Source organism: Limnobacter alexandrii (assembly GCF_005871185.1).
Lineage (GTDB): Bacteria > Pseudomonadota > Gammaproteobacteria > Burkholderiales > Burkholderiaceae_B > Limnobacter > Limnobacter alexandrii.
In genome coordinates, this window is the sequence record NZ_SWKN01000013.1 from 1 (window position 1) to 22964 (window position 22964).

Below are 22964 nucleotides of genomic sequence, written 5' to 3' on the forward strand. Positions count from 1 at the left end.
CCCATCCCGAACAGGACCGTGAAACGCCTTAGCGCCGATGATAGTGTGCATTCGCATGTGAAAGTAGGACATCGTCAGGCTCTCCAATTCCAAAAAACCCCGCTCCCAAAAGGACGCGGGGTTTTTTTATTGCCTGAAAGCATTCATTCAAGTCACCGCAGTCCATGAAGCTTTAAGCCAGCTTTAATCCAGTTTCCCCAGAACGAACCTGCATGTCAGTAAGGTATTGCGGTGTTGTGTCCGTTTGTATTTATTCCTATATCTTTCCAACTTTCCGTGTATTTCATTTGGAATTGAAGTTGAAGTGTCTTTTAGTTTGTTGGTCTAGGTGTGTTGTGGGTGTTCTGCTTGGCTGCTTCTCTATTGCGGTACACGCACTTGAGGAAAGTTCTTCTCACAAGCGGTTGAGTGTTCATTTTCATCAGACACTGGCCAAGCCCATACCGCAACTGGAATCTAAATTGGAAGCGTTGCTTTCGATTGCGTCCAATGATGAGGAGAAGGCTTGGCTGATCTACAGGTGGGTGACGCATCATTTTAAGCACGATGCCCGCTTGGCCCGTCAAGTGGGTGATCCTGAGCGACATTCCCTTGAAGCTCTCCATCGATTGGGGGGTGGTAGCTGTGCGGTTTACGCCAACGTCACGCATCGCTTGATGGAAATGGCTGGCCTGCAGGTCAAAACCATATACGGTCTGGTAAAGGGTGGGCCTGCAACCGCGGTACGCCATGGGAAAGCTGTTAATCATGTCTGGAATGCGGTCAATATCAACGGAGTCTGGAAGGTGGTTGATTCCACTTGGGGGGCCGGTTTCGTAGGTCAACAGGGGTTTAAGTCAGAGCACAGCGATCTGTTCTTTCTTCTTTCTCCTGAGAGAGCCGTACTTAGTCATTATGACCAAGCTGATGAACTGGGTTATCAGCGGGCATTGGCTGTCAATCAAACCCTGTTTTCAAAGTTACCTGAGAATGCCTTGTATGCGGCCGCTGTCGGGCTGGATCCCAAGTCGATACTTGATGCGGCTCGCAGGAGTTCTAATTTCAGTTTGGTCTTGACCTTTGATTTACCCCCCAACGCCTTGCGAGTGGTGTCGGCACCCGCGAATGGTGTGCTTGAACGCAGAGTGCAGCGTTTTGTTATTGACTCGTCGCTATTTGAAGAATTGATGGTTGTTCAGGGAAAATCATGGGTGCCTTTAAAAAAAGAAGGCAAAGTCCATTCGGTATCTTTGGTTCCGAAGCTGGGCGAGTTGCTTGTGATGGGCCGTCGCCCCAAGCAACTCGAGTTTGAGGCTTTGTTGGGTTATGACGTGAAGTGAGTCAATTGCCCTCAAGATAAGCCTCTGTAATAGCCAGCCAGGCCTTAACGCCGAGCGGAAGTATTTTGTCATTGAAATCGTAGCTGGGATTGTGCAGCGTACAAGGCCCGATGCCATGTCCATGTGTACGGTGACCGCCATCGCCATTGCCAATCCACAGGTAAGCCCCTGGTTTGTGTTGGAGCATGAATGCAAAGTCTTCGGCGCCCATTGTCGGCTGCAAGTTGCTGTGAACTGCTGTGACCTCAGGTATTTTTTGAAGCGCGGTTTTGGCCAGCTCAGCCATCTCGGCTGAATTAATTGTAGGTGGATACTTCCGTTCAAAGTGCATTTCCGCGGTAGCGCCAAAAGCTGCGCAAAGCTCGGTGCTAAGTTTTCGCATGTGCTGTTCAATCAGATCCAGCGTTTCTATGCTGAAGGTACGAACAGTGCCTTGCAATGTCGCATGGTCGGGGATCACATTGATTGCCTCGCCTGCCTGAATTTGAGTGACCGACAATACTGCGGGTTCAACAGGTTTGCAGCTTCGGCTGACAATGGTTTGAAATGCGAGAATCAATTGTGCGGCGATGACCACGGGATCGATGCCGAGATCGGGCATGGCAGCGTGTGCACCCTTGGCCTGAATTTTGACTAAAAACTCATTGCTGGAAGCCATGACTGCACCAATGTGCGCTGCGAATTCGCCTTCTTGCAGGCCGGGCCAATTGTGCATGGCAAATACTGCATCGACTGGGTAGCGGTCAAACAGACCGTCATCAATCATGCGTTGGGCACCTGCCCCGCCTTCTTCTGCAGGCTGAAAAATAAGGGCTACACTGCCTTTGAAATTTGGGTTTTCTGCAATTTCCTGTGCAGCGCCCAGCAGCATGGCCACGTGGCCATCGTGGCCGCATGCATGCATTTTCCCGGGGTGGCGGGATGCATGGGGAAATTGGTTGCGTTCCTGGATCGGCAGGGCATCCATGTCGGCTCGCAGGCCGATCATTTTTCCGGGTCCTTGTTTTCCGCGAAAAAGGCCAACCACACCGGTGTGTCCTATTCCGGTTTCAACTTCGTATCCAAGTTCAGCCAGACGCTTGGCGACAATGTCTGCCGTGCGGTTTTCTTCGTAACGCAGTTCAGGGTGGGCGTGGATGTCTCGGCGGGTATTAACCCAGGACTCAATTTTGCTCGGATTCACAACAAACTTCGCTGGTTGGTACAAGCAATAAGAATCGCAGGTTTTGCCCACCGTGGCAATCACCGTGCTTTACTATGAATACTCTTCACATGAGGTAGGGCAGTAATGATTCAGCGAAGTGTATTGTTGGGCTTGTTGTTGGTGTCTACTTTTCTATTGAATGCTTGCAGCACGGGAGCCTATTTTTGGCAAGCCACCACGGGTCATTTGGGCGTTCTGGCTGCGGCTGAACATATTGATGAGGTGCTGTCGCGTCCCGATATTTCAGAGAAATTGCGCACTCAGTTGCGGTATGTGAAGGAAATTCGAGAGTTTTCTGTCGCTCAACTGGACCTTCCCGACAATCGCAGTTACAGAACGTATGCTGACCTGAATCGCGCCTATGCGGTGTGGAATGTGGTTGCTTCCCAGCCCGATAGTTTGACGCTGGAAACCTGGTGTTTCCCATTGCTTGGTTGCATCTCTTACAAGGGGTTTTATTCGGAGTCCAATGCGCAAGCCCTTGCAAGTGACCTGCGCAAGCAGGGGTTGGATGTTGCGGTTCTGGGCGTACCGGCATATTCAACTTTGGGTTTTACCCCTGACCCTGTTCTGAACACTTTTGTGAATTATCCAGCCGGTGAGTTGGCCCGGCTGGTTTTTCATGAGCTTGCACACCAGGTGGTGTATATCGCGGACGACTCAATGTTCAATGAGAGCTTTGCCACGGCGGTCGAGGAGTTGGGTGTGGTTGCCTGGCTTGCTCAGCCAGGTCGTGAAGCCCTGAAGACGCAATATGAGATATTCGATTCGCGCAGAAATGCTTTCAGACAGATGCTGGCTCATGCGCGTGACGATCTGGAGCAGATCTACGAGAACGTCAATCAAGTCGACAAACAGAAACTTTTGGAATTGAAACAGCAGCGCTTTGAGCAGTTGTTGGCTGAATACGCACAACTCAAGGCCTCTTGGGGCGGATGGAGTGGCTATGACCGGTTTATGGCCGAGGATTTAAACAATGCGAAGTTGGGGGTGTCGGGTTTGTACACCCAATATGTGCCGGCGTTCAAGGCTTTGCATGGGCTGTGCGATCAAAGCTTTCAGCGGTTTTATGCTGCGACAGAGGCTTTGGGTAAGCATTCGCGCGAACAGCGAGAAAAATTATTGGCTGAATTGCAGCGCGGAGAGCCTTTGTCGTTTGGCTTCAAGTGCTCATGAAAGCTGGCAATCACCGTTTTTCAACACGGGGCGGCCATCCTCAAACACAAGAAAGGATTGAGGCTCGAAGGGTGTCCATACTTCGTCGTCAGTGAGCGCTGCGGTTGCAATGACTGCTACCCGATCATTCTGTGTGGTGACTGCACCAAAGTCGACTTGAATGTCGCAGTCGACCAAATGCGCTGCCTTGAATGGATGGGCGCGGACGATGTATTCAAGCTTGGTGGAGCAATGCGTGTACATGGCTTGCCCGTTGGAGAGCAGCATATTGAATGTGCCGTGTTCAGCAATTTTTGAACACACTGGGCGAAGCACTGCATCGACCTCGGCGACACTGGGGCGATTGTTGGCAGTGCGGTAGCCAAATTCGTTTTTCAGGGTTTGCAGCAATAGGCAGAATGCGAGTTCGCTGTCAGTTTCTCCAATGGGTAAAAAGTCGCCTTGAAGGTCTGGGTTGAAGTCTTTTAAATCTCCGTTGTGTGCAAACACCCAGGCTTGCCCCCACAGCTCTCGAATAAATGGGTGACAGTTTTGAAGCTTCACTTGTCCCACCGTTGCTTTTCGAATGTGGGATATGACGTTGTAGGAGCGTATGGGGTAGTTTCGGATCAATTCCGCCACGGGTGAATCGGAGGCTGGACGATGGTCAATAAAACATCGCGCCGCAGAGCCTTCGAAAAATGCAATGCCCCAGCCGTCCGCATGCTCGTCGGTTAGGCCACCTCGTTTGGCGAAGCCTTCAAACGAAAATTGGATGTCGGTTGGCGTGTTGCAGTTCATGCCGAGCAATTGACACATGGTTTAATTGGTAAATTGTTGATTAATTGATTTTTATTTTAAGAGACTTTTCATGTCTGAGAAGGATGATTTTTACAAAGACCTGTTAACCGAGGTTTTTGATGTGGGTGTTTTGGCAGCACAGCCTGAGCAAGCCTTGCAGGAAGCATGGCGGGAACAGATCATGCCATGGCTGAACCAATTGGCGCCCGAGCGTGAACGGGTGTGGGTATTTGGTGCAGGAAAGGCCGCAGCTTCGATGGCCAAAGCCCTGGAGGGTGTGGCCGGGTCGTCGGAGAAGCTGCAGGGCTTTGTCGTAACCCGGCGTGGACATGAAGTAAAAACCTCGACCATTGAAGTGGTGCAAGCAGCGCACCCAGTGCCCGATGAAGATGGTCAACGCGCAGCGCGCAGATTGCACAAAGTGGTTTCAGAGGTGCCTTCCAGCGATGCTGTCATTGCGCTGGTGTCGGGAGGTGGGTCAAGTTTGTTGAGCGTACCCGTGCGCGACATTCCTTTTGTTGATTTGCAGCAGTTGAACCGTGCTTTGTTGTCTTGCGGGGCGCCGATCGACGAAATGAATATTGTGCGCAAGCATGTGACGCAAACGCTGGGGGGGCAGTTGGCCCAAGTGTGCCGTGCACCTGTGTTTCAGTTGTTGATATCGGATGTGCCCGGGGATGACCCATCCTCGATTGCATCGGGCCCCTTTAGTCCAGATGAGAGTACTTTTCATGACGCCATGGAAGTAATCAAGCGTTGGGCGGTACAAGTGCCACATTCAATTGCCAGGTATCTTGAGAAAGGTGTGAGAGGCGCTGTACCCGACACGCCGAAGCGAAGTTCACTGGTTTTTCGCAAAGTAAAAACCCATTTGCTGGCCAGTAATTTAAAGTCGCTGAATGCAGTCACCCATCACCTGGAGGGCAAGGGCTACAAGGTGTTGAACCTTGGTGATACTTTGGAGGGTGAGGCACGAGACGTGGCACAGGTGCATGCCGCAATCGCCAGGCAGGCGGCCATGGGCCAAGGGGGTTGGCCAGCAGCACCGCTGGCTGTTATTAGCGGTGGTGAATGTACGGTAACCCTGAATGACACTCAATTGAGGCAAGCAAGGGGCGGGCGGAATTCCGAGTTTTTGCTGGCATTGGCTTTTTATCTCAGAGACTTGAATGCGCCGGTTGAGGTTGCTGCAATTGCTGCAGACACTGACGGGATTGATGGTATCGGCGGACATGCCGGTGCATTGATGTTGCCAGGTGACAGGCAGCGCAGCAAAGCGGCCAAGCTGGCTCCCCAGCTGCACTTGGACCAACACACCAGTTACGATTATTTCAAAAGCCTGGATCGTTTGTTGATGACGGGGCCGACCATGACGAATGTGAATGACTTGAGGATTATCCTGATCGGCAAGCCTTGAGAATTTTCGGGTTATCTGCGTGAGGTAAAATGTGGGGGTATTTACAACTTTCACTGGCCCTCATGATTCAGACCATTCAAATTGCCCCGCCGGATGACTGGCATTTGCACCTTCGTGACGGCGAGGCGCTTGAACACGTTGTTGCAGCCACGGCGCTGAATTTCCGACGCGCGATTGTCATGCCCAATTTGAAGCCGCCAGTAACCACAGTTGACCAAGCTGTGGCTTATCGCCAGCGAATTCTGGATGCTGTGAACAAGGCTTGCCAAACTGGCGACTATTCCAGTGAGGAGCAGGCAGTCATGCGTCTCTTCGAGCCGCTCATGGTGCTTTATTTAACAGGTGCGACCAGCCCTCAGGAAATTGAAAAGGCTGCCAGCAGTGGCATAGTGCGCGCAGTGAAGTTGTATCCAGCAGGTGCCACTACGAATTCAGAGGCAGGTGTTTCGGATTTGTTGGGCCAGTGTGGTGCTGTGTTGCAGGCCATGGAGTTTCACGGTTTGCCCTTGTTGGTGCATGGTGAGGTCACCGACACTAGTGTGGATGTGTTTGATCGCGAAGCTGCATTTGTTGAAACGGTCATGAAGCCCTTGCGTCGGCAGTTTCCGAATTTGCGCGTGGTGTTCGAGCACATTACTACCGAACAGGCAGCCACCTTTGTGACTGAGAATTCTGGCCGTGATGCGCAGGGAAGATTGCTGCTTGCCGCGACCATCACGCCACAGCACTTGCTGTACAACCGCAACGCCTTGTTTAAGGGTGGGCTTCAGCCCCATTGGTACTGTTTGCCTGTACTTAAACGTGAAGTGCATCGGCAGGCGCTTTTGAAGGCAGCCACCAGTGGCTTGCCTCAGTTTTTTCTGGGTACAGACAGCGCACCACATGCCCGGCATTTGAAAGAAATGTCCTGTGGTTGCGCCGGTTGTTATTCCGCTCCTTATGCAATGGCCATGTATGCCGAGGCATTTGAGCAGATGGGTGCGCTTGAGAATGCTGAGTTGTTTGAGCAGTTTTGTAGCGTAAATGGCCCTGCCTTTTACGGCTTGCCTGTGAATGAAGGCGTGTTTGAGCTACAGCGAAAATCTTTTGAGGTGCCGCAACGGTTGCCGTTTGTAACTGACAGCGGCATAGTGCCGTTGCGAGCAGGAGAAGTGCTGGATTGGACAGTCACCCGGCTTCGGTGAGTGTGGGGGAGACTTCGATTGCCAGCCCTTGGCTATGGCCGTACGGAGGGGACCTGGCCCGTTTTGATCCTCGGATAGATCATGAGGGCGCGGTTGCATGCCGATTGAATGATCAGCACAGCAAGTCGGTCGATGTTGAACCTTCTTTTGTGCATTCAACCGAGAATCTGGGCGCACTTGAATACGAGCGTCGCGTTCAAACAGGCCTTGTTCCGACCCGCGACGTTTCGCATGATTGGTACAACGGGCAGGTGTGGCTGGCGTTTCCCAAAGTAAAGCAATTGATCAATGTACGCCACATTGAAGACGCCCATGGTTTTCAGGAAACTTCGCGCGGCCCGTCTGCGAATGGTCGAAGCCGTTTGCGGGATGCCCTGACTTTGTTTGATGAAAGCGGTGCACTTTTTTTGACCACGAAGTGGTCGATGTGCAAAGCCTTGCTGGCGCACGATTGGCGCACTTTGCTGTGTGAGCAGCGAGAGCGCTGGCCCGACCGGGCCAAAGTACTTCTGGTGGGGCACGGCTTGCTTGATTCCATGGACATGCCCCACAAAGGTTTGTGTGCAAAGGTGGTGCCTGTGCAAGTTCCCTCGCTTGATATGAGGCCGTCCGAATTGCAGCGCTTGATGTTGTTGGTGGTTGAGCAACTGCGTGGCCCGGGCAATTTGAGCCCTTTGCCGGTGATGGGTATTCCCGGGTGGTTTTCGGAGTCCGAGGCGCCGGGCTTTTATCAGGATTCTGCTGTTTATCGCGCGAAGCCAACACGTCGGGTTTCTTCATCTCATGAAAGATTGGCTTTTGTTTGGGATGGGTCTACACTTGCTCTCGGAAAGTGCGCCGGACAGTCGCTGCCTGAATTTCAGGGGGAGGAAAGTCCGGACTCCAGTGAGCACGGTGCTGGTTAACGACCAGGCGCGATAGGTTTTGGCAACAAGGCTGAAAGCGACGGAAAGTGCAACAGAAAACACACCGCCGATGGAAAGGCAACTTTCACAGGCAAGGGCGAACCGGAGGTGTAAGAGACCCCCGCAGACTTGGCGACAAGGCTGGCTAGGTAAACCCCACTTGGAGCAACACCAAATAGGCGCGCAGGCGCTTTGTGCGCCAACGGCGCTCCCCGAGCGCGCGGGTAGGTGGCTTGAGCTGAGCAGCAATGTTCAGCCTAGAGGAATGATTGTCACTTTGGCCGCAAGGCCATTGAACAGAATCCGGCTTACAGGCGCGCTTTCTACTTCCCTTCATCAAGATTTCATCTCTGCTTTTTTCTTAAGACATTACTTTCAGTGTTGTCTTTATGCCCTTATTTTTTCAGCCATTTTTTCCTGAATAAATTCTTCAAAGTGCTTCTAAGTCCTTGGTTGTAAAGCGTTTTCTCGAGAGAACTGCTTGACCACCCATTTCATAATGCGTAAAGTGGTGATTCGTGGGGATTTGTGTGATTTTGTGGGAAATTAATTCGCGTGTATCAGGGCAGTTCTTCCTTATCTATGGATGCAAAAGGGCGCATGAATGTGCCGCAGAAGCATCGTGACGCGCTGCAAACGCAGTGCGAGGGAGCCTTGACGCTTACAAAACACCCCAACGGCTGCTTGCTGATGTTTCCGCGCCCGGTTTGGGAGCAGCATCGTGAAAAAATCGCAGCCTGGCCCATGTCTGCACGCCCCTGGCAACGTATTTTCCTTGGCTTTGCAACCGATGTTGAAATTGATTCAGCAGGTCGCATTCTGGTGTCGCCAGAATTGCGCGAAGCAGCTTCATTGAGCAAGGAAGTGATGTTGCTGGGCATGGGCAGTCATTTTGAGATCTGGGATTCCACGTTGTTGAGGGTGGAAGAGGAAAAGGCAATTGCTGCGGGCATGCCTGAATCACTGAACGAATTTAGTTTCTGAAGGTGAGTACTGATGAACACATCCCCGTGCTTCTTCAACCCACGGTTGATGCCCTGTTGCACAAGCCCGATGGGATTTACCTCGATTGCACCTTTGGCAGGGGTGGGCACAGCCGTGCTTTGCTCGAAAAACTTTCGGCGCAAGGGCGACTTGTCGCCCTCGATCGCGACCCTCAGGCGGTGCACGCCATGGGCGACATCAAAGACGCCCGTTTTCAGGGCGTTCGCAGCGCATTCGCAGAGCTTGAGTCGGCGCTTGATTCGCTGGGTGTTGATCAGGTGGACGGGGTGTTGATGGATATCGGCGTCTCTTCACCCCAAATTGATCAGGCCGAGCGGGGATTCAGTTTCCGCCGGGATGGTCCATTGGACATGCGCATGGATCCGCAGGCTGGAGAGTCTGCGGCCGATTTTCTTGCTCGGGCGGATGTCCGGGAAATCAAAGAGGTGATAAAGAATTATGGGGAAGAACGGTTTGCTGTTCAGATTGCAACAGCGATTGTTGCTCGCCGCGCGGAGCGGCCGATCGCTACAACACTCGACCTTGCCCAGATCGTGGCAGGGGCAGTTCGCACGCGGGAGCCGGGCCAGGACCCTGCAACGCGCACCTTTCAGGCTTTACGGATTCACGTCAACCAGGAGCTTGCGCAGCTCGAACAAGGTTTAACCGCTGCCTTTAAAAGGTTGAAGGTGGGGGGCAGGCTGGCCGTGATCAGTTTTCACTCACTTGAAGACCGAATTGCCAAGCAATTTATCGAGAGGCTGGCGAACCCGAAATCGCAACAGGATGCACGCTTGCGCAAGCTGCCTTTGCCTGAGCCTACACCGTTGATGAAAAAGCTGGATCGCATTAAGCCCACCAAGGAAGAGTGTGAGTTGAATCCGCGTTCGCGTTCATCCGTGTTGCGTGTGGCGGAAAAGCTGGCCGAGTGGCCCGCTGGCACCCAGGCGGGAGGAAACGCATGGGGCGCTTGAATATTCTGTTGCTGGCTTTGGTTATTTTCTGCGCCATGTTGGTAGTTGAGCAGCAGCATGCCGCCCGAACCTTGTTTGTGGCATTGGGCCAAGAGCAGCAAGCAGAGCGCCAGATTGAAGTGGCTTTTACCCGTTTGCAATTGCAGCAAGTGGCGTTGGCCAAAGGCGAACGTGTTGATGAAGTTGCGCGAACGAGTCTGAACATGAATCCGCCAGCCCCAGGTTCGGTGGTGTTTATGCAGCTGGAGGGGGGCTTTCAACGTGAGTAAAGCTGTTCGGTTCGGCGGATCAGAATTGTTGGAAATGCGATTGCCAGCCTGGCGATCGCGTTTTGTTTTGGTGTGCATCTTTCTGGCCTTTGGTGGACTGATTGCACGTGCTGCGCATCTGCAAATTATTTCCAATGACTTTTTGCAAGAGCAGGGAGCCAAACGCCTGGAACGCACCTTGCCGCTTCAGGCGAGCCGGGGAAGTTTGCTGGATCGCAATATGGTGGTGTTGGCGCAAAGCGTTCCAGCTCAGGCTGTGTGGTATGACGGCCGCCGAATTGTTGATGCCAAAGACGAGGATTTGCGAAAACTGGCTGCGGTGCTGGGCTTGAAGTCTGATCGGATGATTGCCCAGATGCGCAAAGACAGCAAACGCGCCTTTGTGTACCTGGATCGCCAAGTGGATTCCGATGTTGCAGCAAAGGCGAAAGCACTGAAAATTCCCGGTTTGGGGTTTGTGACCGAGAGCAAGCGCTACTACCCACAAGGCGAGACCATGGCGCATTTGGTGGGTTTCACCAGCATTGAGGACAAAGGCCAGGAAGGTGTTGAGCTTGCATTCAATGAACGACTGACTGGTGAGGATGGTGAGCGGAATGTGTTGCGCGACCGCTTGGGCAATGTGATTGAGGACATTCGGGAACTGCGCCCCCCGGTCAATGGACAGGATTTGGTGCTGTCTGTGGATGCAGATGTGCAGTACATCGTTTTGTCTGAACTGAAAAAAGCGGTTGAGCAGCACAAGGCCAAGGCTGCTGCTGCGGTGGTGCTGGATGCGAAAACCGGTGAATTGCTGGCCATGGCCAATATCCCCACCTACGACCCCAACAACAGGGGGCAGTTGCATGGTGAAAAGTTGCGCAACCGTGTGTTCACTGACATGTTCGAGCCCGGTTCAACCTTGAAGCCTTTTGGTGTGGCTCTGGCCATGAATCAAGGCAAGGTCAAAGCCAGCACGAAAATTGATACGGGCAATGGGCGCATGTCCATCGGTCCAGCCACAATCACTGACACCAAACCGCACGGTGTCATGACCGTGGAGGAAATCATCCAGAAGTCCAGCAACGTGGGTACATCCAAAATTGTGCTGGAACTGGAAAGAAAAGATCTTTGGGATTTTTTCAATTTGATCGGTTTTGGGCAGACACCGTCGATTGCATTCCCGGGGTCAGTGGCGGGTCGTGTGCGTCCATGGAACAAATGGCGTCCAATTGAGCAGGCGACTATGTCGTATGGGCATGGTATTTCTGTGTCCCTGATTCAGTTGGCGCAGTCGTACACCATCTTTGCAAACAAGGGGTACTTCGTTCCGGCATCCTTGATCAAACGTGGTCCGCAAGATCCAGTGGTGTCGCACCGCGTGATCAGCGAGAAGGTGGCCGACAGCATGTTGCACATGCTGGAGTTGGCATCGGGACCTGAAGGGACCGCCATCAAGGCGCAGGTTCAGGGTTACCGTGTGGCAGGCAAAACCGGTACGGCACACAAGCAAGAAGGCGGACGTTACGTCAACAAGTATGTGTCCTCTTATGTTGGTCTGGCCCCCGTTTCTGACCCACGGGTGATTGTGGCCATTATGGTGGATGAACCCAAGGCTGGCGTGTACTACGGCGGCTTGGTTGCCGCGCCTGTTTTCTCGACCATTACAAAAAGTGTGTTGACTCGTTTGAACGTGCAGCCAGACGCCATTGAGTCCACAGAACAATTGCGCAAGTTTGTCGCAGCACCTTCGAGTAACGGGAGGTCGATGTGATTAGTGCCTACCTGCATTCCGTATCAGAGGTATTGGCTGAGCTTCATGAACGTGGTTTCTATGCGGATTGTTCAGGCTTGGTGACCGACCACCGTCGCTTGACTGGTCCTCGCGATGTGTTTCTTGCGGTACCCGGTGAAAAATTTGACCCGCGCAATTTGGCGGACGATTTGTTGATTGAGCAGCGCTGCGGTCTGGTGCTGGTGGATTACGACGATCAGCGTGCTTATCAAAGTGCCAGCGTATTGCCTGTGTTGCATTTGAAAACCATGTTGGCCGACCTGGCTTTCGGTTACTACGAAACCCCCAGTGATGCCATGACAATTATTGCGGTCACCGGTACCAATGGCAAAACCACGGTTACCCGCTGGTTGGCGCAAGCACTACAGCAACTGGGTAAAAAAGCCGCCGTAATTGGTACGCTGGGTTATGGTGAGCCCGATCAATTGAAGGCTCACACTGGCTTGACTACGCCTGATGTGGTTGGTGTTCATCACCTGTTACATGAGTTACGGCAGACTGGTTTTGACACGGTTTGTATTGAAGCCTCGTCGATTGGACTTGAGCAGCGTCGACTGGCCTGTGTCAGCATCGACGTGGCGCTGTTTACCAATTTGTCCCAGGATCACCTGGATTACCACGGAGACATGGCTTCCTATGGCCGCTCCAAAATGATATTGGCCAGTTGGCCCACTTTGCGGTTGGCTGTGGTCAATTCGGATGACTCATTTGGCTTGGAATTTCTGGCGCATGTTCAACGCCGAAATATTGAGTGTTCCGCCGTGGGGCGTGCAGACACCTCCGAGTGTCAAATCTTGAGCGTGGTCCATCAAGAGCAAGGACAGCGTATTGAGCTGAAAATCAATGGTGCAATCACCCGAATTGATACACCCATCATCGGCGAATTCAATGCCGACAACATGGCTTTGGTGTTTGCCACTTTGGTACGGCTTGGCTACGACGCAAGCCAGGTGAAAGATGCCTTGAGCGCGGTAACACCTGCGCCTGGACGCATGCAACACCTTGAAGGCGAGCCTGCGGTGGTGGTCGATTACGCACACACCCCGGATGCGCTGGAAAAAACATTGCTGGCACTTCGCCCCTTTGCCAACAAGCGGCAAGGCAAGCTGTGGGTTGTATTTGGTTGCGGTGGAGATCGCGATAGAAGCAAGCGCCCGTTGATGGGTGCAGTGGCAGCCGTCCAAGCCGATTTTGTGGTGGTGACCTCAGACAACCCACGCAGTGAACAACCCGAAGCTATTTTGCAGGAAATTTGTGCAGGCATTGACAAAGCGGATCTGGGCAAAGTTCACATCGAGGTTGACCGCGTGGTTGCCATTGAATATGCAGTTCGCAAAGCCAGTGCTCAAGATGTTGTGTTGCTGGCCGGCAAAGGGCACGAGAGTACTCAAACGATTGGTACACAGGTCATTGCGCACTCCGATGCGCAGTGTGCTTTGACCGCGCAGCGCAAGCGAGGCGCCCATGCTTGAGTTGAACTGGGCTTTTGAACACATTGCGAGTGCTTTGAGCCAGCAACTAAAACAAGTTGCGCCAGAGTTGCCCGGTGCTGTCCGTCTGATTCAAACAGACAGTCGCCTGGTTGAAAAGGGTGATTTGTTTGTATGCCTGATTGGCGAGCGCTTTGATGCGCACGATTTTGCAGAACAGGTTATGAAGTCGGGTGCGGCAGCATTGGTGACCAACCGGGTACTCGATTTGCCGATCGCCCAGTTTGTTGTGAATGACACTCGCCTTGCACTCGGGGCCTTGGCGACCGCCTGGCGACAGCAGTTTAATTTGAAAGTGCTGGCCGTGGTGGGTAGTAACGGCAAAACAACCAGCAAGGAAATGTTGGGTGACATTTGCAAGGCGCATTGTGGGCAAGCGCAGGTGTTGGTGACCGCTGGCAACTTAAACAACGACATTGGCGTGCCGCAAACATTGTTTAAACTGCGACCCCAGCATCGGATGGCTGTGATTGAAATGGGCATGAATCACCCCGGCGAGATTGATTATCTTGCCGGCTTGGTGAAACCCGATGTGGTGCTGTTGACCAATGCGCAGCGAGAGCACCAGGAATTCATGAAAACCGTGTTGGCGGTGGCCAATGAAAACGGCAGTGCTTTTACTCACTTGCCACCCAATGGCTGTGCGGTGTTTCCGGTCAGCGAGGAATTCGATGCGTGTTGGCAAGCGTTGTCAACCGGCAGAAGTACCCTGCGTTTTGGATGCGGTGGAGATTTCGAGATTTCGACTGTTCAAGGCGATTCCGGGCAATCAGCTGTGGTGCTGAGTGCTTTGGGCGAACAGATTGAATTGAAGCCAAACTTTATTGGCGAACACAATTACGCCAATGCCGCGGGAGCGGCAGCCGCAGCACATGCAGCGGGTTGTACGAATGAATCGATTCAAAAGGGTTTGAATGCATTTCAACCGGTGAATGGGCGCTTGCAAGTGGCCTTGAACACACCATCAATTTTGCTGATCAATGACAGCTACAACGCAAACCCTGATTCCGTGAATGCTGCAAGCAAGGTGCTTAGCCAGCAGGCAGGAAGTACCTTGCTGGTGCTCGGGGACATGGGTGAAGTGGGCAATCAGTCAGATGAATACCATGCTGAAGTGGGAAGCTTTGCGAAACAAGTGGGTGTCAGGCACCTGTATGCCTTGGGCGAGGCGACAACACACACCGTGTCAGCCTTCGGTGAGGGGGCCATACATTTCAAGAACATCGAAAATTTAATAGAAAACACCATGAATACAACAAAGCAAGGCCGATGGTCTGTGCTGGTCAAAGGTTCCCGTTTCATGAAAATGGAGCGAGTTGTTCAAGCGCTGGTTCAACATCATTCAGGGGAGGCTAACCATGCTTCTTGAGCTTACCCAATGGCTTGCGCAAGACATTCGCGCGTTTGGTGTTTTCAATTACTTGACCTTGCGTGCCGTGTTGGCCTGCGCCACCGCCTTGTTGGTGGGGCTGGTCGCTGGCCCCATGGTAATTCGCAAATTGACCCAGTACAAAATTGGTCAGTCTGTGCGTGACGATGGTCCTCAAACGCACCTCGCCAAAGCCGGCACTCCTACCATGGGTGGCGCGCTGGTCTTGATTGGTATTGGCATTTCAACTTTGTTGTGGGCTGACCTTTCCAATCGTTTTGTGTGGGTAGTCATGCTGGTGACATTTGGCTTCGGCTGGATTGGCTGGGTGGACGATTACCGCAAGGTGGTTTACCGCAACCCCAAGGGTTTGCCTGCGAAGTGGAAATACTTTTGGCAAAGCGTGGTGGGCCTGATCTGCGCATTCTATTTGGCCTTTGCAGTGTCTGCCCAAAGTGGACAAGAGGTTCTGGATATTTTTGTGGCCTGGGTTGAAAGTGGTTTTTCAATGCACCTGCCCAACAATGCCGATCTGATTGTTCCTTTCTTCAAGTCCATCAGCTACCCCTTGGGTGTATGGGGGTTCATTGCCCTGACGTACTTTGTGATTGTGGGTACCAGCAATGCAGTGAATTTGACCGACGGTCTGGATGGTTTGGCGATTATGCCCACAGTGATGGTGGCCTCCGCCCTGGCGATTTTTGCCTACGTGGCTGGCAATGCCGTGTATTCAAAATACCTGTTGCTGCCCTACATTCCCGGTGCGGGTGAGCTTGCTGTATTTCTGGCTGCGATTGCCGGGGCTGGTTTGGCTTTTCTGTGGTTTAACGCCTACCCGGCACAGGTGTTCATGGGCGATGTGGGCGCACTCGCTTTGGGTGGTGCGCTGGGAACGGTTGCAGTGATTGTTCGCCAGGAAGTGGTGTTGTTCATCATGGGTGGCGTGTTTGTGGCTGAAACCCTCTCGGTCATGATCCAGGTGCTTTACTTCAAATACAGCGGCGGGAAACGGGTATTCAGAATGGCGCCGCTGCATCACCACTATGAACTCAGTGGCTGGAAGGAAACCCAGGTTGTTGTTCGGTTCTGGATCATCACGATGATTCTGGTGTTGATTGGTTTGTCGACTTTGAAACTACGTTGAAATTGAGTTGAAACGAATGAATTTGCTTCTTGATCAATCGGTTTTGCAAGTTGGGCTCGGCGAGTCTGGCTTGGCTTGCGCGCGCTGGGCGCTTGCGCAGGGTGCCCGATTGACCGTGATTGACACGCGTGAAACGCCACCTGGCTTGCAAGAGCTGCAATCCATTCAAGCTGACGTGCGTGTATTCAACTCAGTGAGCGATCTGGATTGGGATTTCAACCGCGTGGTGGTGTCGCCAGGCTTGCCACCTTCACATCCATTGATGGTGGCCGTGCTGGCGCAGGCACAGCTGCATGGCACGGATGTGGATTCTGAACTTGATCTGTTTGCTGATGCACTGGACGCCTTGCAGCAAGAGAGAAGTTACAAACCGCAAGTGGTGGGTGTGACTGGAACAAATGGCAAAACAACCACCACTCGAATGGTTGAATGCCTGGCGCAATTTGCCGGGAAAAAAGCAGTCGCAGCGGGCAATATCAGCCCGGCTGCCCTGGATGCTTTGCGCGAGCAACTGGAATCAGATGATTTGCCCGATGTTTGGGTACTGGAGCTGTCGAGTTTCCAGTTGCATTGGACCAAGCGCTTGAAGTTTGACGCATCGACTGTGCTCAACATCACGCAAGACCATCTTGATTGGCACCCTGACATGCAGGAATACGCTCAGGATAAATTCAGAATTTTTTCGCCGGAAGGCGTGTGTGTGTTGAACCGGGATGATGAACTGGTGGCCAAAGCCAGTTTGCCTGCAGGCGCACAGACGATCACCTTTGGTACCAGTGCACCAGCACATGCCAACGATTTTGGTTTGATTCGGGAAGGTGGCATGTTGTGGCTGGCCCAGTTGGTGGGCGATCAGGAAACACCAATTTCTACGCGTCGCAGAAAGCAGGAAGAAGTAGAGCCAACTCAAAAGCTGCTGATGCCGACTGAGGCTTTGCAAGTGGTGGGTTTGCACAATGCCAGCAATGCACTGGCTGCCTTGGCTTTGTGTCAGGGTTTGGGCATGCCAATGGCCAAGTTGTTGCATGGTTTGCGCAGCTACCAAGGCGAGCCACACCGGGTTCAACACGTGGTTCAAATCGATGGTGTCGATTATTTCGATGACAGCAAAGGCACCAATGTGGGAGCCACTGTGGCCGCGTTGAATGGACTGGCCAAACCCACCGTGTTGATCGCGGGTGGTGAAGGCAAGGGACAGGACTTTTCGCCCTTGGTACAACCTGTGTCCAACTATTGCAAGCATGTGGTGTTGATCGGCAAAGACGCTGACACCATGATGAATGCCCTTGCCACTGCGCAAGTGCCGTGTGAAAAAGCAATTACCTTGGAACAGGCGGTTCAAGTGGCTGCCAGCAAAGCGCGGGCAGGCGACTGTGTTTTGCTGAGCCCTGCATGCGCCAGCCTCGACATGTTCAAGAATTATGTGCACCGCGCCGAGGTGTTTGTGGATGCCGTTCGAGCCATTGCGGCGGACAGGGGGCAGCCATGCTAGGCAAGTGGGGCAAGAAAGACCAGAACAGCATGCAGTTCAAAAGCCTTATTCCAGCCACAGCGGCAGGTGGTGGTTTGTCATCCTCCATGTACCGGGTCAATCGTGGGCCCGCCGTGTCTCAGGCCATTGACCAAGGGCTTATTTGGGCTGTGCTTGCGCTGTTGTTTCTGGGCTTGGTGATGGTGTATTCAGCCACCGTGGCTTTGCCCGATTCCAACAAGTACGCCAACTATCAAACCACTCACTTTTTGGTTCGTCATGCGGTGTCGATAGCGGTGGCGTTTGTGGCGGCTTTCTGTGTGTTTCAGATACCAATGAAAACATGGCAAGAATTGGCGCCATTGGTATTTTTGTGTTGCATCGCCTTGCTGGTTTTGGTGTTGATCCCAGGAATCGGAAAAGAGGTGAATGGTGCACGTCGATGGCTCTCGCTGTATGTGCTGAACATTCAGCCGTCTGAATTGATGAAGGTGTGCGCAATCATCTACGCAGCGGATTACACCGTGCGCAAGCAGGCCTACATGCAGCGTTTCGGAAAAGTATTGTTCCCGATGTTCATGGCCATGTTCCTTGTGGGCATGCTGCTTTTGCTTGAGCCCGACATGGGTGCATTCATTGTGATTGTGACAGTGGTGTTCGGGATTCTGTTTTTGGGTGGCATCAACGCCCGGGTGTTTTTTGGTGTGTTGTTTGCACTCAGTGCCGCGTTTGCGATGTTGATCGCATTCAGTGATTATCGTCGAGCCCGTTTGCTGGCCTACCTTGATCCATGGGAAGGTGACAATGCCTTGAACAAGGCCTATCAACTCTCGCATTCCCTGATCGCATTTGGTCGGGGCGAAGTGTTTGGTGTGGGCCTGGGTGGCAGTGTTGAAAAGTTGCATTACCTGCCCGAAGCACACACTGACTTTTTGCTAGCAGTGATCGGCGAAGAGCTGGGTTTTGTTGGCGTCACCGTGGTTATTCTGATTTTCGCTTTCATCGTTAAACGATGTTTTGCGATTGGCGCTCAGGCCATTGCGCTGGAGCGCACATTCTCCGGTTTGGTGGCCAAGGGCGTTGGTATTTGGATTGCCGTTCAGTGCTTCATCAACATGGGTGTGAATTTGGGTGTACTTCCCACCAAGGGTTTGACTTTGCCCTTGATGAGTTATGGCGGCTCTGCAATTTTGGTGACCTGCGCGGCCCTTGCGCTTGTGCTTCGCATTGATCATGAGAACCGAACCATGATGCGGGGAGGTGCGGCATGAGTAGGGCACAGCGATTGGCTTTGATTGTTGCGGGCGGGACCGGTGGCCATATTTTCCCCGGCTTGAGCGTGGCCTCTGAATTGAAGGCGCGTGGCTGGCAGGTTCAGTGGGCGGGTAACCCGCAGGCCATGGAAGGCCGGTTGGTGCCGGCGCATGGCGTTGAAATGAATACATTGGTGTTCTCGGGTTTTCGGGGCAAAGGCTTGCTGCAGCAAGTATTCATGCCGCTCAAGCTGCTGCGTGCATTCTGGACTTCTGTTCAAATTCTTCGCCGTACCAAGCCAGCAGTGGTCTTGGGGATGGGCGGGTATGTGGCCTTTCCACTGGGTATGATGGCCAGCTTGTTGAACATTCCTTTGGTGGTGCACGAGCAAAACTCGATTGCTGGTTTGACCAATAAAGTGTTGGCCAAACTGGCTGACCGTAACCTGGTTGCATTTCCGTATGCCCTGCCGAATTCCAATTGGGTGGGCAACCCCGTGCGTGAAATGATCTACAGCCAGCCCGAGCCAAGCGCACGTTTCAAAGGGCGTGTTGGTCCCTTGAAATTGCTGGTGTTGGGCGGAAGTTTGGGTGCACAGGCATTGAACGATGTGGTGCCCAAGGCCTTGGCCTTGCTGCCTACAGACTGCAGGCCCGAGGTGGTTCACCAGGCGGGCGAGAAAAACTTGCCTGCATTGCGCGACAACTATGAAAAAGCGGGTGTGACTGCGCAGCAAGTTGCTTTTATCGAAGATGTTGCAGGCGCCATGGCACACGCGGATTTGGTCATTTGCAGGGCGGGTGCCATGACCGTTGCGGAAGTCGCCGCCATTGGTGTTGCTGCATTGTTTGTGCCATTTCCGCATGCCGTTGACGATCATCAAACCTACAACGCGGGTTTTCTGGTCAAGGAAAATGCCGCATGGCTGCGCCAACAACATGAACTGGATGCCGCTTGGCTTGCCAACTGGTTACAACAAACCGGCCGGGACGCATGCCTTGCACAGGCGGAACGTGCGAGGGCCATGGCCAAACCACAAGCCACTCAGGAAGTGGCGAATTACATTGAACAGGTTGCGAAGGTATGAAACACAAAGTCAAACATGTGCACTTTGTAGGGATTGGTGGTTCTGGCATGAGCGGAATCGCTGAAGTATTAATTAACCTTGGTTACAAGGTAAGCGGATCAGACTTGTCTGATTCTGCCGTGACACAGCGACTGGCCAAGCTGGGCGCAAAGGTGTTCACTGGTCACGAACGCACCAATATTGCGGGTGCAGATGCGGTGGTTACTTCAACCGCAGTGGGTGGCAGCAACCCCGAAGTATTGGCAGCCCGCGCAGCGCGTGTGCCAGTGGTGCCACGCGCTGTCATGTTGGCCGAATTGATGCGTTTGAAGCAGGGCATTGCTGTGGCGGGCACGCACGGCAAAACCACCACCACCAGCTTGGTGGCCAGCATTCTGGCGGAAGGCAAACTGGATCCCACATTCGTAATTGGTGGTCGTTTGAATTCCGCGGGTGCGAATGCGAAATTGGGTACAGGCGAATTCATGGTGGTCGAGGCCGACGAATCGGACGCATCGTTTTTGAACCTGATGCCAGTCATTGCAGTAATCACCAACATTGATGCCGACCACATGGAAACCTACGGGCATGACTTCGCACGTTTGAAGCAAGCCTTTGTAGAATTCACGCAGCGCTTGCCCTTTTATGGCGTTGCTGCGGTGTGCGTAGACGATCCCTGTGTACGCGAAATCATGCCGTTTGTTTCAAAAACGATTGTGACTTACGGATTGTCTGAACAAGCTCAAATTCGTGCGGTGAATGTGCAGGCCTGCCAGGGGCAAATGAAGTTCACGGTGTTGCGCGAAGACGAGGCGCCGCTCGACATCACATTGAATTTGCCAGGTGACCACAACGTGCGCAACTCACTGGCTGCAATTGCCGTGGCCACAGAAATTGGTGTGTCCGATGAAGCGATTGTCACAGCGCTTGAAAAGTTCAATGGTGTTGGTCGTCGCTTCCAGCACTACGGTGAAGTGGCCGCCAAAGAGGGAGGCCACTTTCTGGTGGTCGATGATTATGGACATCACCCCGTGGAAATGGCTGCTACACTCGCGGCCGCGCGCGGAGCCTATCCGGACAAGCGGCTTGTACTTGCTTTTCAGCCTCACCGGTACACGCGCACGCGCGACTGTTTCGAAGACTTCGTGAAGGTACTTGGCACACCAGACCTGGTGATCTTGTCGGAAGTGTATGCCGCCGGTGAAGCACCGATTGTTGCAGCAGATGGTCGCTCACTGGCGCGCGCTGTGCGTGTGGCCGGGCGCACTGAACCCGTATTTGTAGAAGACATGAGTGAGATGGAAAGTACGATTTTGAACATTGCCCGAGACGGCGATTTGGTCATCACCATGGGAGCAGGCTCTATCGGCGCCCTGCCTGGTCGTTTGGTGGCCAGCGCTCAGGGAGGAAAGCCATGAACGCACGTATTGATGCGAAAAGCCTGGGCAAAGTGGTGGTGCTGTTCGGTGGACGTTCTGCTGAACGTGAAGTATCGCTGAAGTCGGGCAGCATGGTGCTGGCCGCCCTGAAACGCAATGGTGTGGATGCACATGGCTTCGACCCGGCTGAACGCAGCATGGTTGAGTTGGCGCAAGGTGGTTTTGATCGGGCAGTCATTTCCCTGCACGGCCGCTTCGGTGAGGACGGAACCATTCAGGGTGTGCTGGAGTGGTTGAACATCCCTTACACCGGTAGTGGTGTCACCGCCTCGGCCTTGGCCATGGACAAAATTTTGACCAAGGCTGCATGGATCAGCCAAGGTTTGGCCACGCCTGATTACGTTCGTCTTGAGCCTGGCTTCAATGTGAATGAAGTAGTGCAACGCTTGGGCTTGCCTTTGATTGTGAAACCTGCGCAGGAAGGTTCAACCCTTGGTTTGACCAAGGTAAAAACTGCCGACCAATTGCAGGCCGCCTTTGAGCTGGCTTACAAGTACGACCCCAATGTGCTGGCTGAAAAATTTGTGAGTGGGCAAGAGCTGACAGTGCCTGTGATGGGTGAAGGCGCAGGTGCGCATGCATTGCCGGTGATCCGTATTCAAGCACCCGATGGCAACTACGACTACCACAACAAATACATTGGCAATGAAACCAAGTACTTCTGCCCAAGCGGGCTGGATGCCGCTTTTGAATTGGAAGTACAAGCCCTTTGTGTAAAGGCTTACCAAGTGCTGGGCTGTGCAGGCTGGGGCCGTGCTGACGTACTCGTGGACGAGGCAGGTAAACCCTGGTTGCTGGAAATGAATACATCGCCCGGCATGACAGACCATTCCCTGGTGCCCATGAGTGCGCGCGCCAGTGGTGTGGAGTACGACGACCTGGTGATGCAGATCGCAGCAAGCGCGCGCCTGAAGGCATCCGGTTTGAATGTGGGGGGTACACGCTAAATGTTGGGTGCCATCTGGAACGACGACAAACTCATGAGCATTATTGCCGGGCTGTTTTCCGCCCTGGCCCTCGTGCTGTTGGGTTATGCGTGTATTCAGTGGTTGATTCAGCGCCCAGTGTTTGAGCTGAAGCGGGTGGAATTGGTAGGCGATGTCGAGCGTGTGAATTTGATTGGTTTTAAAGCCAATGTACTGCCAAAAATTGAGGGCACTTTTTTCTCGGCCAATTTGCAAAACGTTCGTGAACAGGTTGAGTCACAGCCCTGGGTTCGCAAGGCTGTTGTACAACGCACTTGGCCAAGTGGCTTGCGTATTCAGATTCAGGGCCACACACCTTTGGCATTGTGGGGCGAAACACGATTGGTCAACACCTATGGCGAAGTGTTCTCCGCCAACCTGGCCGAGGTGGCAGAGGACCAGCAGTTGGCTGTTTTGAATGGACCTGCAGGAAGCGAACTGCTCGTTTCAAAAATGTATGTGTCCAGTATCGAGAAACTGAAAACACTGGGCATGTGGCCCTCGCGTGTGGAGTTGTCCGATCGGTATGCCTGGTCCATTGAAACGGACACCGGCATCACGATTGAACTGGGGCGTGCTCAAGAGAATTTCAGCATTGAACAGAAAATGGATCGACTGCTGGCGGTTTATCCAAAAATTACAAGCCAGGTGATGGCTGCAGTGGAAAGAATTGACCTGCGCTATCCAAGGGGTGTTGCAGTAAAGGGCGAGCGTTTGGCGGTGTCAAAACCCGCAGGCGCTTCAAGCGTGAAATTGAACTGAAACTGAAAAATTGAAACT

Annotated in this window: 19 protein-coding genes, 1 other RNA gene and 1 pseudogene; 19 read left to right on the top strand and 2 right to left on the bottom strand. The window is 53.1% G+C overall.

The genetic code is table 11. The features are described from left to right. The first annotated feature begins 335 nt into the window (after positions 1 to 335). On the top strand, positions 336 to 1319 hold the full coding sequence (locus FCS97_RS15680) for a transglutaminase domain-containing protein (protein ID WP_171035346.1): 984 nt from the start codon (positions 336 to 338) through the stop codon (positions 1317 to 1319). A 1-nt stretch (position 1320) separates the two neighbouring features. Here FCS97_RS15680 and FCS97_RS15685 read toward each other — a convergent pair whose 3' ends face one another. After that, positions 1321 to 2502 carry a M20 aminoacylase family protein gene (locus tag FCS97_RS15685; protein WP_138519387.1) on the bottom strand — a complete coding sequence of 394 codons (1182 nt, stop codon included), beginning with the start codon at positions 2500 to 2502 and terminating at the stop codon, positions 1321 to 1323. Positions 2503 to 2607: 105 nt separating this feature from the next. Between FCS97_RS15685 and FCS97_RS15690 the strand changes: the two genes are divergently transcribed. Further along, positions 2608 to 3699: an aminopeptidase gene (locus FCS97_RS15690; RefSeq protein WP_138519388.1), complete on the top strand. Its 1092-nt coding sequence runs from the start codon at positions 2608 to 2610 to the stop codon at positions 3697 to 3699. On the opposite strand, the gene FCS97_RS15695 is transcribed toward FCS97_RS15690, so the two are convergent. Beyond that, entirely contained in the window at positions 3694 to 4497 is an 804-nt protein-coding gene (locus FCS97_RS15695; protein ID WP_138519389.1) for a class II glutamine amidotransferase, read from the bottom strand. The genes FCS97_RS15690 and FCS97_RS15695 overlap by 6 nt on opposite strands. 52 nt (positions 4498 to 4549) lie before the next feature. On the opposite strand from FCS97_RS15695, the gene FCS97_RS15700 reads away from it, so the two are divergent. From FCS97_RS15700 to FCS97_RS15780, 17 genes and pseudogenes are all read left to right on the top strand, one after another. Beyond that, a complete protein-coding gene (locus FCS97_RS15700) occupies positions 4550 to 5896 on the top strand; it encodes a glycerate kinase type-2 family protein (RefSeq protein WP_138519390.1) in 1347 nt (448 codons plus the stop codon). 62 nt (positions 5897 to 5958) lie between these two features. Further along, entirely contained in the window at positions 5959 to 7080 is a 1122-nt protein-coding gene (gene pyrC / locus FCS97_RS15705) for a dihydroorotase (protein WP_138519391.1), read from the top strand. Positions 7081 to 7229: 149 nt separating this feature from the next. Continuing rightward, a pseudogene (locus FCS97_RS16845) lies at positions 7230 to 7826 on the top strand (DUF3025 domain-containing protein); the annotation flags it as partial. Between the two features lie 83 nt (positions 7827 to 7909). After that, positions 7910 to 8312: RNase P RNA component class A (rnpB, locus tag FCS97_RS15715), an RNA gene on the top strand. Positions 8313 to 8540: 228 nt separating this feature from the next. Beyond that, entirely contained in the window at positions 8541 to 8969 is a 429-nt protein-coding gene (mraZ, locus tag FCS97_RS15720) for a division/cell wall cluster transcriptional repressor MraZ (RefSeq protein ID WP_138519392.1), read from the top strand. A gap of 2 nt (positions 8970 to 8971) precedes the next feature. Continuing rightward, positions 8972 to 9943: a 16S rRNA (cytosine(1402)-N(4))-methyltransferase RsmH gene (rsmH, locus tag FCS97_RS15725; protein WP_138519393.1), complete on the top strand. Its 972-nt coding sequence runs from the start codon at positions 8972 to 8974 to the stop codon at positions 9941 to 9943. Further along, positions 9931 to 10212 carry a cell division protein FtsL gene (gene ftsL / locus FCS97_RS15730; protein ID WP_138519394.1) on the top strand — a complete coding sequence of 94 codons (282 nt, stop codon included), beginning with the start codon at positions 9931 to 9933 and terminating at the stop codon, positions 10210 to 10212. Before rsmH ends, ftsL begins: the two co-directional genes overlap by 13 nt. Positions 10213 to 10246: 34 nt before the next feature. Then, positions 10247 to 11965, top strand: a complete 1719-nt coding sequence (locus FCS97_RS15735) for a peptidoglycan D,D-transpeptidase FtsI family protein (protein WP_246066407.1) — start codon at positions 10247 to 10249, stop codon at positions 11963 to 11965. Continuing rightward, entirely contained in the window at positions 11962 to 13458 is a 1497-nt protein-coding gene (locus FCS97_RS15740; protein WP_138519396.1) for a UDP-N-acetylmuramoyl-L-alanyl-D-glutamate--2,6-diaminopimelate ligase, read from the top strand. The genes FCS97_RS15735 and FCS97_RS15740 overlap by 4 nt, the downstream gene beginning before the upstream one ends. Next, complete coding sequence (locus FCS97_RS15745; RefSeq protein WP_138519397.1) at positions 13451 to 14845, top strand: UDP-N-acetylmuramoyl-tripeptide--D-alanyl-D-alanine ligase; 1395 nt, start codon at positions 13451 to 13453, stop codon at positions 14843 to 14845. Before FCS97_RS15740 ends, FCS97_RS15745 begins: the two co-directional genes overlap by 8 nt. Continuing rightward, positions 14835 to 15989 carry a phospho-N-acetylmuramoyl-pentapeptide-transferase gene (gene mraY / locus FCS97_RS15750; protein ID WP_008250398.1) on the top strand — a complete coding sequence of 385 codons (1155 nt, stop codon included), beginning with the start codon at positions 14835 to 14837 and terminating at the stop codon, positions 15987 to 15989. Before FCS97_RS15745 ends, mraY begins: the two co-directional genes overlap by 11 nt. A gap of 16 nt (positions 15990 to 16005) precedes the next feature. Further along, complete coding sequence (murD, locus tag FCS97_RS15755) at positions 16006 to 17481, top strand: UDP-N-acetylmuramoyl-L-alanine--D-glutamate ligase (RefSeq protein ID WP_138519398.1); 1476 nt, start codon at positions 16006 to 16008, stop codon at positions 17479 to 17481. Between the two features lie 29 nt (positions 17482 to 17510). Next, positions 17511 to 18731, top strand: coding sequence for a putative lipid II flippase FtsW (gene ftsW, locus FCS97_RS15760; protein WP_425460753.1), 1221 nt, complete (start codon positions 17511 to 17513; stop codon positions 18729 to 18731). After that, on the top strand, positions 18728 to 19801 hold the full coding sequence (murG, locus tag FCS97_RS15765; RefSeq protein ID WP_138519400.1) for an undecaprenyldiphospho-muramoylpentapeptide beta-N-acetylglucosaminyltransferase: 1074 nt from the start codon (positions 18728 to 18730) through the stop codon (positions 19799 to 19801). Before ftsW ends, murG begins: the two co-directional genes overlap by 4 nt. Continuing rightward, positions 19798 to 21198, top strand: coding sequence for a UDP-N-acetylmuramate--L-alanine ligase (gene murC, locus FCS97_RS15770; RefSeq protein WP_138519401.1), 1401 nt, complete (start codon positions 19798 to 19800; stop codon positions 21196 to 21198). Before murG ends, murC begins: the two co-directional genes overlap by 4 nt. Continuing rightward, entirely contained in the window at positions 21195 to 22166 is a 972-nt protein-coding gene (locus FCS97_RS15775) for a D-alanine--D-alanine ligase (RefSeq protein WP_138519402.1), read from the top strand. The genes murC and FCS97_RS15775 overlap by 4 nt, the downstream gene beginning before the upstream one ends. Further along, on the top strand, positions 22167 to 22946 hold the full coding sequence (locus FCS97_RS15780; protein WP_138519403.1) for a cell division protein FtsQ/DivIB: 780 nt from the start codon (positions 22167 to 22169) through the stop codon (positions 22944 to 22946). The last annotated feature ends 18 nt before the right edge of the window (positions 22947 to 22964 follow it).